The sequence below is a fragment of the Dictyobacter vulcani genome (assembly GCF_008974265.1).
Lineage (GTDB): Bacteria > Chloroflexota > Ktedonobacteria > Ktedonobacterales > Ktedonobacteraceae > Dictyobacter > Dictyobacter vulcani.
Window position 1 is genome coordinate 1,323,508 of the sequence record NZ_BKZW01000001.1, and the last position, 13,021, is coordinate 1,336,528.

The window sequence follows — 13,021 nt, forward strand, 5'->3', positions numbered from 1 at the left end:
CCCTATGACATGATGCAGCAAGACGATCTGATTGGAACCATGCTCGGCAATTACCGTATCCTGGGCACACTGGGACAGGGCGGAATGGCACGGGTGTATAAGGCACACCAGGAAAACCTGGGACGCGATGTGGCCGTAAAAGTGTTACCTCCCTGGTATGCCGCTGACCGTAGCTTCGTTGAGCGTTTCAATCTGGAAGCCAGGTTGGTCGCATCGCTCACCCATCCAAATATTGTGACCGTACATGATGCGAGCGAACAAAATGGTCATCTGTATATTGTGATGCAGCTTGTCGATGGTGGCACATTAAAACAACGCTTCGATAGATTCCTACAGGAGAAGCGGGCCATTGATACGGCTGAATTGATCTCTATCTTTATCCAACTGGCAGATGCTTTAACCTATGCTCATGGTCAGGGGGTCATCCACCGTGATATTAAACCGGTCAACGTACTCATGGATCGTTCCGGTCGCCCGATTCTGTCTGATTTCGGGATTGCCAAGGTATTAGCCAGTACAGAGACCAACCTCACACGCCCCGGTGCCGGCGTCGGTACACCCGAATATATGTCACCCGAGCAGTGTCAGGGTGGTCCAGTAGATGGACGAGCAGATATCTATGCGCTGGGAACTATGTTATTTGAGGCTGAGACCGGGCGGACGCCGTTCGTGGGCGATAACTACCCTGCACTGGCCCATAGCCATATCTATGAGCAACCACCCCGGCCACGGGCGCTAAATCCGCTTACACCACCACCGATTGAACAAATTATTTTAACCGCACTGGCCAAAAATCCTGCCCAACGCTATCAGACTGCCAGAGATATGGCGGACGCGTTGAATCAGGCGTTGCAGATGTTCAATAATCCATCGCAATCAGCCATTGGTGGCTATTTTAATCCACCACCAATGCCAGCAGGACCAGCCGGATTCGTGCCACAGCATCTGCTGCCACAGTCCCAGCCACCGATGATCCAACAGCCACCAGTACTACAGTCACACACGATGGTTGATAACCGCCAGCAGAATATGTTGTATGCCTGTTTCAACTGCCAGCATCTGAATAAACCACAGATGCGCTACTGTACACGCTGTGGCTATCTACTCAACCAGTGCACTGTCTGCGGTGAACGCAATCCCATTGGTAATCGCTTCTGCACCCACTGTGGGCAACCTCTGGCTATTTAAACATAGGAGCCAACGCTAAAAGAATCAAGCCAGAGGAGCGGGCACCGCTAATAGACAAATTCATCAGGCTGGGGGGAATGCAACCGCTTTAAGGTTTTCCTTTGCTCATCCATGCGCTTATGCTGCAACATGGCGCGCTGCTCCGTACTTAAAGCCAGCAAAGTCCGTACCCGCTCAACAATCACACTGGGCTGCGTCGGCTTGGTTAGATATTCAATGGCTCCTTCTTCAAACACCTGCATCTGCTCACGTAACTGTACCAGTGCACTGACCACCAGGACTGGAATATGCGGCAATAAGCGATTTGCGCGCAACCAGTGGAGAACGTCCCAACCTGATCCCGGTTGCATGACCAGATCAAGAATAATCAGGTTCGGCTGAAAATCTGGAATGATTTGCATCGCTTCCTGACCATTTGAAGCTGCCATAACCTCAAAGTTATGGTGCTTCAAAAAGAAACAAAGAACCTGTTGGATAGCCATCTCATCCTCAACAACAAGTATCCTTCTTTTGTAGTTTGCATCATACATACTCTTTGACCTCTACTATCCACCAAGCGTATCACTAAAACAGCACATATCCAGGATAAAATACCGGCTTCAGTGACACCATATCACAAACTGTTGTTTTAAAAATTTGGATGTATCTACGGCATATATGTACAGGCGAAGCGCCAGTTATGAAAATGCAATTGTGAACACCGCCCATTGGCGGCATACTACTTGCGACTGCGCCTGACCAGGGGAAAACGAACTTCAGAGATAGTGCGCTCGACGGGTGCATTATTGTCTTGCGCGTTCCGATTTGAAAGGGTTACCAGACCACGGCGTAAGGAGAATTTACCTTCTAAATCTCCAATCAGATGCTTGATAAGTGATAGACCCAGGCCCTCTGAACTTCCTTCGGCAGACTCATTAAACGACAATTCAAAGGTGGGCCCCACGCCATCATCTAATACTTGCACGGTCACCATGCCATCTTCTTCCAAACCACGAATGATGATCGAGCCTTCGTTCTTATTGGCCATACCGTGTTTGATGGAGTTCGAGATCATCTCGTTGACGACCAGTGCCAGCACGGTAACGGCCCGCGATGGAATAACGATCGGACTCGGCTCAACCTGGAAGGTGATGCGCTTTTCGGGCGGACACAGGTTTGAATGGGCTACACCAACAATCTTACGGGCAATTTCATCGACGCGGGCTTCGCTGACATCCTCATGGGCCAGCAAATCATGGGTCGAGGCCAGGCCCTGGACACGGTTGACGCTCTCCGCCAGCGTGGCACGAATCTCTGGTGATTTAGTGCGGCGGCGTTGCAGTGAAAGAATTCCGGCCACGGTGGCCAGGTTGTTCTTGACACGATGGTGCAACTCACGCAACAATACCGACTTTAATTCCAGTCCACGGCGTGCCTCTTCATATAAACGCGCATTTTCAATCGCAATAGCTGCTTCATTGGCAAAAGTAATCACTAACTGCATCTGCTCCGGACTTAACAGGTGCCGGTGGTTACTATAGATACAGATGCATCCCAGTACCTTCTGTTTGACCTTCAGAGGCACACAGAGGACCGAGTGGATCTCTGATGAGACAAAAGGATCACTATGGATAAAACACGTCTCATCGGCCTGAAAACAATCGACAGCCATGCTGGGGCGACCGGTTTGTACTGAGCGTCCTGCGCAACACTGCCCTACCCCGATCTGAATGCTGGAGGCCAGATTCGTATCCAGACCATAGTGGGCCAGGACATGGAGTTTCTGCCGATCATCGTCCAGTTCAAAGATGCACGAACGCTCGGCGCCTGATAGATGGACAGCCTGCGTGGTAATAATCTGCAGGACTTCGTCGAGATTTAAGGTGGAGGCGATAATCGATGAGACGCGGTGGATGGTGGCTAATTCGTGCACCTTGCGCCGTAGTTGCTCATCAGTCTGCTCATAAAGCCGACCGTTCTCGATATTGATAGCCACAATACCGGCCACGACCTCAACGAAACTTACTTCTTCTCGCGTAAATTCTCGCGGCTCAATTGACTGCACACTGATGACACCAATCAAGCGTTCAGTGCCACCGAAAAAGATGATGGGTAATGCCATCAAGCCATGAAAATCTGTATGATACGCACGCGCCTCGGTGGCAAAATTCATATCCGTCAGCGCGTCCGTGGTAAAGAGTGGTCGCCCTTTATCCGCGACCCAACCACTATAGCCCTCACCCAGACGTAAGGTAAAATGCATACCCCCCAGGGGACGAGGACCATTGGTCGCGCGCATCGTCAGGACGCGCTGCAGCTCATCATAGAAAAAGATGGAACAAAGCTCTACGTGTAGTTCGGCAGCGACTTCTTTGGCCGTAATTTCCAGGGTCTGATCCAGATCCATGACGGAATTACTGACACCATTAATGCGCTGCAGTGCGGTCAGGCGCTGCTCTAATTGTTGCGTGATGTGGGCGCTCTCAACTTTGTATTGATCCGTTACACTCTGATAGCCACGGGCCAGCGACATCACACTGATGGATTGCAATTGAGATAATCTGCTCGTGACTTCTGCCAGCATAATCGGCTGCTCCTGAAACATCTCTTTCAGTTCGTTCAAAAGAGCATCGATATACTGTTGCAAACCATTTAAGCGCCCATCTAGCTTGCCACCTTGTTCCGCCAGCCAGCGACCAGACTGCTCAAAGCGGTCAGCCAGATTTTCATGAGTGACACCTTCACTTTTAATCAGAGCATTAAGAAGAAGCCAGGCGTCACTTCCTTCCTCTGGCCCATGGCTATCGCCAGAGACCCGCTGCAAGCAGGCCTGCAGGCGCGAGATATGGGTATGTAACACTTGCTCTACGTCCTCGCCTAATATCACGTTTTTTTCCTAATCTGCTTCTTTCCACACTAAATTGCCGCTGACCATACCATCCATCACACTTTGTCCATTTAACGTATTTTAGTTGGGCAGTGGAACCGTGTCAAGATACAAGCAGATAGTCAGGCAATAAGGTGTGGACATGAGATGGCCTACTATAGTATGACGAATGTCCTATCGTACTCTCATTTTTTACCACGAAGCATTCTCCTTCGTCATATAAATAAGGTTCCCAGGCCAGGATAATTGTTTGATAAAGAGGTTGTTTGATAAAATGAAATGCTCACAATGCGGCATGCCGCTCTCTCCAACGCGTACCAGTTGTCCACGATGTGGCGCATCAGCTGGAAATGGGGCTACGCGTCCATCGGGGAAGATTAAACTGACTCGCGATTCGTCATCCGTGCCCCAGCATATGATGCCACCTGCACATGAAAGCAACGCTCATAGTCAACAATCGTCCTGGGGAACACTGGCACCCGCTGCTCCCCCGTTGGAACCGCGGTCTGAGCAAGGAGTATTTACCGCGCAGGCTGGACAATTTTCACCCGCGCAGAGTTCCTTTCCCAACCAACCGTATGCCGCCATATTGCCACCTGCGAACGCTCAGCAGCCGATGTATATGCCATCGACACCCATGCCAGCACAACCACCTTCGGCCCCTCGGCCACCAGACATGACCGGATCTCCGTCGCTTGTACAGCCTCGTCGCAATCCTGCCCGCAAACCAAATACACGTCTGGGCTATACCATTGCTGGTCTCTGTTTTATGGCTGGTGCCCTGATTATGATCTTTGTGTTCATTATGGCGCAAAGTCTGTCGATGACGCCCTCGCTGACCAATACTGATTCCAATCCAACCCCGACTATTGATCAGACCTCCTCACAGCCAACCGCTCCTGCCAAAACGCATAATGTACAGGCGACGCCAACAACGGCAGCGGCAACACCAACGGCGGCAACACCAACAGCAGTTGCCTCTAACCAGCTCTATATCGATCAGACCAACCTGGCCAGTGCCGTGGATACCCATACCGGACAACCGCTGCAACTCACCAACACCTTTCACGTTGGTCAACCAGTGTATGTGACGATGGCCATTCATCAGGCAGCCTATAGTGGTACCATTTGTCTGAATTGGTCACTCAATCAACAGGGCTACCCCTACCGTAGTACCGCTTCTCCGGGTGGGGCAACCGATCTGGATCAGATCAGCGCCTATTTCTTCTACAAGCCAGGCGCGGCCGGCACGGGTTCCGTCGATATCTCCTGGTCCAGTTCAGCAACCTGCACCAATACAATGCCCATTAAACGGTTATCCTTCACCGTCGCCTGAAGTTAAAGCGAAAAAAGGGCGCCATCATGGTTGTATGATGACGCTCTTTTTTTTATGGACCAGATGCTCTGTTTCCGCATCTTCTCTGGCTACGAGGAGAGCCAGGCTGGTTAACAGGCTACTTTGTTCATGCGGTGTTAATGCCTGCAGGGTAGTCTGGGCAGGCCGCCATAGCCTGCGACATGCTCCAGGGCAGCTTTCAATCCGGCTACACCATATTTAGAAGTTACCGCGGTATTGGCTGGAATCAACAGTGCCTGCAGGATGCGGGCTTCCTCGATTTTCTCTTGCTCAAACAGACTTTGCACACGACACACGCTCCGTGGAAAGACATTGGCCAGCGCGGCTACAGCGCCAATCGCACCAGAGACCAGGGCCGGCAGCAACATATCAGCACTACCGGCGAAGACACGAAAATCAGGCTCAGTCCTGGCTACCAGTTGCATTAATTTACTGACATCACCGGAACTATCTTTGACACCGATAATATTAGGATGCTCGGCCAACGCGCAGATGAGTTCAACGCTCAGGTTAATGCCAGCCGCGCTTGAAGGCATATTATAGATCAGAACCGGCAGTGGACTGGCATCGGCAACGCTCCGATAATGTTGACTGAGGGCAGATTCATTCATGCGGCGTGGATAATATGAGGGCGGCAGTATTAGCGCAAAGTTGGCACCATAGTGGGACGCCTGCTGACAGTAGGCAATCGTCTGGCGGGTAGATTGCGCGCCACAACCAGCGATGATTGGTAGATACACAGTACTGGCACTTTGTACTTCGTGGCAGATAGCCAGCAATTGTGCTCGTTCCCTATCCTCTAAATGGACCGCTTCGCCATTGGAACCCATTAATACATAGCCAGCGATTCCTGTCGTTGCCAGACGGCGCAGATGGCGCTCAAACGTCTGCAAGTCCAATTGCTCATCCTGCCTGAAAAAAGTTGGCACCGGGGGATAGACTCCACCAGGTAGAACCAGAGGTGGCATTGGCATAGACATCCTCCTGCTCACTGTGGCTTCACGCGCTACAACATACGTGCAGCGCGTGAAAAACATACATTCAACTATGAGCGCATTATACCATGGATGCTTTGCCCGTTAACGCCCTCCCAGAGCCACCAGAGCAATCAAAACCACGATCAGCACGACCATTCCAATCCCCAGGAAGCGCACAAACAATGCCTTCCTGGCAGCCTTCTGGCGGAGATCGTCCACACGTATCTCTTCAGATGGTGACCAGTGTGCCATACCACAATAGGGGCAGAGGGGAAACAACTCATAAGGAGGACAGAGCCCACCCTGGTCAGGAGTTTTGTCCTGCCCATAGGAATAGGCGCCGATCTCATAGCGAATCTGCTCGCTCTCAAAGATAGCGGTACAGTGCAAACAGCGCAACAAAAGGTATTCAGGCCAATCTGTAGCATGACATTTGGGACAAAAACGTGGCAGTGGCTGGCGCTTGCCCTGCACGTTGCGATCCTGATTCCAATGATGGTGACAGCGATGGCAAAAATACTGTTGTTTCGCCTCAGGAGCCACCCCGCGTAACAGACCATCCTGCACCAGTTGCTGGGCCTCATGCGGAGCCAGCGTATACTCACTATCGCCCAGATCCACACGCAGCGGCTTGCCAGACTGCAAGACAGGAAACGCATAGTGTCGCTGACGATCGCGCCGAGCACCTGGCGAAACCTCCGTCTGCGCCGCTTTATGGCCTGGTGTGCGCATAGTAGAAGAAGGGGCGGAATATGTCCGTTTAGAGGACATAGAGCTACTATGACCATCCAGCAAGTGTTCAGAACGCCGGAGATCATACTGCTTACGCGCCACCGGATCATTGAGCGTCTGGTAGGCCTGCAAGATATGGGCCATGCGCTCATTCGCATCCTCGCCTTTATAGACATCAGGATGATATTGGAGCGCCAGCTTTTTAAAGGCAGCCTTAATAACCCCTGGCGAAGCCGCTGAGTCTACCCCAAGTAATTCATAGTAATCAGTAAATGTATTCATTGATCAATCAGCATAGGAAACGTGTCCGCTAGTAATTTTTTGTAAAACAAGGTATCTTCTAGTACATAGACGAATAACATATCAAAAGGTTGTATAGATGGTAAAAACACGAGAATATCAGGTGCTGTTAAGTGCCTGCAACCAGGAGGGCTGCCTCCTCTGCAATCTGGTACATGAGAGTATCTTTCGCTACCTGGATGCCTGGAAATATGAGCTTTTCACCGATGTGGATATTCGCCAGGAGCTACGCAATACCCAGGGCTTCTGTCATATTCATACCTGGCAACTGGCAGGCATGGGCGCAACCTTACCAATCGCGCAGGCATATCGGGATATTCTCTCCGATACCATCGATCAGTTAGAGCAAAACACTACACTTACCTCACCTGCAGCGGGTGGTTTATTCCGTCGTCTCTTCGATAATAAAAGTGATACCAGTTCTAAACCCGCTTGTCCAGCCTGCAAACAGAAACTGCAGGCTGAAGAAGGCTATATTCATAACCTGCGCCAGGCCTTACTCGATGACGAATTTGTGGCGGCCCTCTCCGCTTCAACCGGACTCTGCCTGGATCATTTCCGCCAGACCAGCGAGTTGCGCGGTGCTGAAGTGTCCGGCAACTGGCTGCAACGTTTACGCCAGGCTCAGCTTAGCTGTTTGAAACGGCTGGATGCACAGTTAGCTGAACTGATCCGCAAACATGATTATCGTTTTAAGGATGAAGAACGTGGCGACGAAATGAAAGCCTGGCAACGCGCAGCTGGCCTGGTAGCCGGAGAAGATGTTCTGAAAAGAACAAAAGACGCATAATTTATTATTACACGCCTTTTCTCCTGTCTTGTCCAAACGCCAACTATCAATGCGCCTGGTGTTTTATTTAAATCATGCCTGATCAAAAAGGGAAAAAGCAGCATTGCTTTTTCCCTTTTTGTCGTCACAAGAAAGCTATTGGTATTAGTGGGACGCACTCTGTAGTCCAGCATAATCACTACCTTCGACGAAGTCCTGCGCTGAGATTGAAGCGCCTTGCGGCAACACGCGCCAGAACTTGCTGGCCGTGTGATCCCAGTTTTCCAGGAGCGCTTCAGAGTATTTGCTGCGGGTCTTGCGGGCATGTAGCTCCACGATACTGCGCAACGCCTCCAGTTCACCACCATCCGAGATGCGGCTCAGGCCCACCATCTCGCTATTACAGCGGTGTACGAATTGCTCCTCACGATCCAGGACATAGGCCACGCCAGAAGACATACCAGCGCCAAAGTTTTGTCCGGTTTCACCCAGGACAACTACCAGACCACCGGTCATATACTCACAGGCATGATCGCCCACACCCTCGACAACCGCGACACCACCACTATTGCGGACCGCGAAGCGTTCACCGGCACGGCCAGCCGCAAAGAGGTAGCCGCCAGTGGCGCCATAGAGAGCGGTATTGCCCAGAATGATGTTGTCCTGCGAAGCAAAGATTGATTCACCTGGAGGTGCGATAATAAGCTGTCCACCTGCCATACTCTTGCCCACATAGTCGTTAGCATCGCCGCTCAGGATCAAGCGCATGCCGGTTACATTGAAGGCACCAAAGCTTTGTCCGGCCGATCCGTTGAAGTTGCAGGTGATACTGACACCAGGCAGGCCGATATTCCCATAACGACGTGCCACTTCACCGGCCAGGCTCGCTCCGATCGAGCGATCATAGTTATTGATCTCATATTGAGCAATAATACTACGCTCACCGCGCAACGCCGGCTCGGCATCCACCAGCAACTGCTCCGCGACCTTAGACTGCGGTACAATCGTCTGGACGGTAGGATCTGAGATGACCGGTAACGAGGTTAGCAACGGTGCCACATCCAGATCACAGGATTCTTTACACTCCAGCAGATTCGCTCGTCCGATGATATCCTCTAAGCGCGTAAAGCCAAGCTGGGCCAGTAGTTCCCGTACCTCTTCAGCTACCTGGGTCAGGTAGTTGATCAGGAATTGCGGCCGACCGGTAAATTTGGCGCGCAGGTCTTCACGCTGAGTCGCGATACCTGCTGGACAGGTGTTCAGGTGGCACTGGCGAGCCATATCACAGCCCAGGGAGACCAGGGCCGAGGTACCAAAGCCAAATTCTTCGGCACCAAGCAGGGCGCCAATAATCACGTCGCGACCGGTCTTAAAGCCGCCATCGACGCGCAGTTTAACGCGCTTGCGCAGGCCATTCTTGACCAGCACCTGCTGTGCTTCGGCCAGACCACGTTCCCAGGGCATACCCACATGCTTGATCGACTGGATCGGTGAGGCACCGGTACCGCCATCGTGACCACTGATCACAACATAATTGGCATGACCTTTCGCCACACCAGCCGCGATCGTACCCACGCCGGCCGCTGAGACCAGCTTCACGCCCACGCGAGCCGTAGGATTGACCTGGTGCAGATCATAGATCAGCTGCGCAATATCTTCAATACTATAAATGTCATGGTGCGGTGGTGGCGAGATCAACTGCACTCCAGGAGCGGTATGGCGCAGTTTGGCGATAAATGGCGTCACCTTAAATGGAGGCAACTGACCACCCTCACCCGGCTTCGAGCCCTGAGCCATCTTAATCTCAAGTTCCTGCGCTCGCACCAGATACTCCGGTGTCACACCAAAGCGCGCCGAAGCCACCTGCTTGATCTTACTGCTGACGGGATAACCCTCAAGCGTTTTGTGATACCACTCAGGATCTTCGCCACCCTCACCCGTATTGTTACGAGCACCAATACTATTCATCGCCGCCGCAATCGTCTGATGCGTCTCAGGACTTAATGCGCCCACGGACATCGCTGAAATGACGAAGCGGGTACGAATGGATTCCATCGATTCTACTTGATCCAACGGAATCGGATTGGCAGGCGCAAAGCTCAACAGATCGCGCAGCACCGTCGCGGGACGTTGATAGACCAGCGAGGTGAACTGTTGATAATCTTCTTTGCTACCGGATTGAGCCGCCTTTTGCAGCGCACGCACAATCAAAGGATTGAAGGCGTGATATTCAGCATCGCGACGGAAGCGATAGCGACCCAGGTCGGCCAGTTTACGCTTCCTGGTATTCGCAGCAACCTCCAGCGCGGCCTGTCCCTGTTCCAGTTCCTGCGCTTGCTTGATCAACTGCTCAGCCACCAGCCGATAGGTAATCTTGCCCGTATGGAAGGTGGAACCAACAAAGCAACGCTCGACAAACTCGGGTGCCAGACCCAGCACCTCGAATTGTCCCGCGCCGATAATATTGCGCAGGGTTGAGATACCCATGCGCGCCATAATCTTGCACAGGCCTTCTTCAATGACATGAATATAGCGCTCGACCGCCAGTTCGCGTGTAATATGCTCTAGACGGCGCTCGCCAGCCATCGCCCGCACGCTTTCCAGCGCCAGCGTAGGCACAATAGCTTCAGCACCATAACCCAGTACAAGTGCAATCTGATGTACATCGCAGACTTTGCCGGTCTCACAGATCAATGAAGCACTGGAGCGTAAACCTTTTTCGACCAGGGCGCGATGGACTGCTCCGATGGCGATGACCATTGGTATCGGAATGCGCGTCAGGGATGCGTCGTTATCACTCAAGACAATCAATGTGAAGCCCGCATGAATAGCGTCGATCGCTTCCTGCTCCAGTCGATCCAGGGCTTTCTCCAGACCATCCTCTCCATCGGTGATATCGAAGGTCGTTAAGAGTGTACGCGAGCGGAAGTGCTCATCCTTCAGTGTGAGCAGCGCGTGTAACTGTGCCTCCGTCAGAATCGGGGAGGACAGATGGATCAGGTGCGCATGCTCGGGAGCTTCGGTCAACAAACTACCACGACTACCAATATAGGTGTCCAGTGACATCACAATGCGCTCGCGCAGAGGATCGATCGGTGGATTCGTCACCTGAGCGAAACGCTGCCGGAAGTAGTCCGAGAAGGAACGTTGTTGATGTGATAGGACTGCCAGCGGCGCATCATCCCCCATACTCCAGGTCGGCTCTTTATTCTCCGACAGGATCGAGCGTAGCACCATCTCGACATCCTCATGTGTATATCCGAAGATTTGTTGATGTGTGAACACGTCACCAGGTAGTATCTGTTCCGCGGGCTCTTCAACGCTGGCGGCCGGCAAGTCGGACAGGCTTAAGCGCTGACTTTCCAACCACTCCTGATATGGTTGACGCTGCGCCAGTGCCTCCTTGATATCATTATCACGTAAGAAGAGTTGCCGCTCCAGATCGACAGCGATCATTTCACCAGGACCCAGCCGACCTTTCTCAACCACATCTTGCGGCTCAACCGAGACGACGCCCGCCTCAGAAGCGACGATCAACAGGCCCTGCGCCGTCAAAACATAGCGGGCCGGACGCAGACCATTGCGATCCAGGGCCGCGCCAATCGTGTGACCATCCGTGAACACCAGCGCGGCAGGACCATCCCATGGCTCGATCAAGCCAGAGTGATATTCACACCACGCGCGCCGGGCAGCATCCAGTTCTTCATCATGCTCCCAGGCAGGCGGGACTAACATCTGCATACTTTGTAAGAGGCCGCGGCCAGAAGCGGCCAGGAATTCCAACGCATTGTCCAGTTGAGCCGAATCGCTATTTCCCGGCTGCACAACCGGAAGCAGATCAGCGATCTGTTCATTCCAGTAGGGCGAGGACATCGAGCTTTCACGTGCCTGCATCCAGTTGCGGTTACCCTGGATGGTGTTGATCTCACCATTATGGGCCAGCAAACGCATTGGTTGTGCTAGCGGCCAGGCCGGAAATGTATTGGTGCTATAGCGCTGATGGAACACAGCCAGCGCACTCGTATAGCGTGGATCGGCAAGATCAAGGTAGAAATTTGCCAGATCGTCCGGTGCCAGCAGACCTTTATGCACAACAATTGTGTGGGAAAGCGAGACAACATAACAATCGGATATCTGCGCTTCAGTTAATCTGCGCTCGATCACACGTCTCGCATGGTACAAAGCCTTCCCATAGGCTTCAGGAGTAAAGTGAATGGGACACGAAATCAGCACCTGTACAATCTCGGGCGCAATGTCGCGTGCGCGTGCGCCAAGAATGTCATAATTGATAGGAGGGTTACGCCAACTCAGAACGGTCAGATCGGCCTCATTGAGAACCTGTTCGATAATCTGCCGACACCGTTGTGTCTGCGCACTGCCACGAGAGGGGAGAAAAACCATACCGACTGCCAGATCGGCAGGCCTGGGGACAGGTATTTGCTGTTGCTCAAGCTCCTCAAGAAGCAATGCTCCAGGGATTTGTGTGAGTATGCCAGCGCCATCGTAAACCTCTGCGTCCGCATCCTGAGCACCACGGTGGGTTAACCGCGCCAACGCTTCCAGGGCCTGTTGCACCAGCGAATGGGTGGCCTCGCCTGAAACGTGCGCTAAAAATCCCGTACCGCAGGCATCATGTTCCATACGGCTATCATAAAGCGGATATGTCGTTTGACACGCAGATTGAATGGCTTCATGCTTGTGCGTCATGCATTGCTCTCCCAATTAATGACTATCTTGCTCAATGCTAAGGAGGCACCTGCGCCGGAGCCGGAGAGTTCGACGAACTGTCGTTGGCCGCCGAAATCATTTTGCAGTTTCGGGTAATCGCAAGA

Annotated in this window: 8 protein-coding genes; 3 read left to right on the forward strand and 5 right to left on the reverse strand. The window is 52.4% G+C overall.

Going from position 1 to position 13,021, the window contains the following annotated elements:
• Nucleotides 1–9: 9 nt before the first annotated feature.
• Nucleotides 10–1,188: a protein kinase domain-containing protein gene (locus KDW_RS05545; RefSeq protein ID WP_151755033.1), complete on the forward strand. Its 1,179-nt coding sequence runs from the start codon at nucleotides 10–12 to the stop codon at nucleotides 1,186–1,188.
• Nucleotides 1,189–1,235: 47 nt separating this feature from the next.
• Here KDW_RS05545 and KDW_RS05550 read toward each other — a convergent pair whose 3' ends face one another.
• Nucleotides 1,236–1,718: a response regulator gene (locus KDW_RS05550; RefSeq protein WP_151755034.1), complete on the reverse strand. Its 483-nt coding sequence runs from the start codon at nucleotides 1,716–1,718 to the stop codon at nucleotides 1,236–1,238.
• A 188-nt stretch (nucleotides 1,719–1,906) separates the two neighbouring features.
• Nucleotides 1,907–4,054 carry a GAF domain-containing protein gene (locus KDW_RS05555; RefSeq protein WP_151755035.1) on the reverse strand — a complete coding sequence of 716 codons (2,148 nt, stop codon included), beginning with the start codon at nucleotides 4,052–4,054 and terminating at the stop codon, nucleotides 1,907–1,909.
• Nucleotides 4,055–4,328: 274 nt separating this feature from the next.
• On the opposite strand from KDW_RS05555, the gene KDW_RS05560 reads away from it, so the two are divergent.
• Nucleotides 4,329–5,390, forward strand: coding sequence for a zinc ribbon domain-containing protein (locus KDW_RS05560; protein ID WP_151755036.1), 1,062 nt, complete (start codon nucleotides 4,329–4,331; stop codon nucleotides 5,388–5,390).
• A gap of 137 nt (nucleotides 5,391–5,527) precedes the next feature.
• Here the strand turns inward: KDW_RS05560 and KDW_RS05565 are convergent, their stop codons facing one another.
• Both KDW_RS05565 and KDW_RS05570 read right to left on the reverse strand, forming a co-directional pair.
• Nucleotides 5,528–6,385 carry a dihydrodipicolinate synthase family protein gene (locus tag KDW_RS05565; protein WP_162004978.1) on the reverse strand — a complete coding sequence of 286 codons (858 nt, stop codon included), beginning with the start codon at nucleotides 6,383–6,385 and terminating at the stop codon, nucleotides 5,528–5,530.
• Nucleotides 6,386–6,490: 105 nt separating this feature from the next.
• Entirely contained in the window at nucleotides 6,491–7,402 is a 912-nt protein-coding gene (locus KDW_RS05570; protein WP_151755038.1) for a J domain-containing protein, read from the reverse strand.
• Between the two features lie 97 nt (nucleotides 7,403–7,499).
• Between KDW_RS05570 and KDW_RS05575 the strand changes: the two genes are divergently transcribed.
• A complete protein-coding gene (locus KDW_RS05575; RefSeq protein ID WP_151755039.1) occupies nucleotides 7,500–8,210 on the forward strand; it encodes a DUF6062 family protein in 711 nt (236 codons plus the stop codon).
• Nucleotides 8,211–8,354: 144 nt separating this feature from the next.
• Here KDW_RS05575 and gltB read toward each other — a convergent pair whose 3' ends face one another.
• A complete protein-coding gene (gene gltB / locus KDW_RS05580) occupies nucleotides 8,355–12,896 on the reverse strand; it encodes a glutamate synthase large subunit (RefSeq protein ID WP_151755040.1) in 4,542 nt (1,513 codons plus the stop codon).
• Between the last annotated feature and the right edge of the window lie 125 nt (nucleotides 12,897–13,021).

What these genes read in the sequence shown, in the direction of transcription:
- KDW_RS05545 (WP_151755033.1), top strand. Translation starts at nt 10, where the DNA reads ATGATGCAGCAAGACGATCTGATTGGAACCATGCTCGGCAATTACCGT.
- KDW_RS05560 (WP_151755036.1), top strand. Translation starts at nt 4,329, where the DNA reads ATGAAATGCTCACAATGCGGCATGCCGCTCTCTCCAACGCGTACCAGT.
- KDW_RS05565 (WP_162004978.1), bottom strand. Translation starts at nt 6,385, where the DNA reads ATGCCAATGCCACCTCTGGTTCTACCTGGTGGAGTCTATCCCCCGGTG.
- gltB (WP_151755040.1), bottom strand. Translation starts at nt 12,896, where the DNA reads ATGACGCACAAGCATGAAGCCATTCAATCTGCGTGTCAAACGACATAT.
- KDW_RS05570 (WP_151755038.1), bottom strand. Translation starts at nt 7,402, where the DNA reads ATGAATACATTTACTGATTACTATGAATTACTTGGGGTAGACTCAGCG.
- KDW_RS05575 (WP_151755039.1), top strand. Translation starts at nt 7,500, where the DNA reads ATGGTAAAAACACGAGAATATCAGGTGCTGTTAAGTGCCTGCAACCAG.
- KDW_RS05550 (WP_151755034.1), bottom strand. Translation starts at nt 1,718, where the DNA reads ATGTATGATGCAAACTACAAAAGAAGGATACTTGTTGTTGAGGATGAG.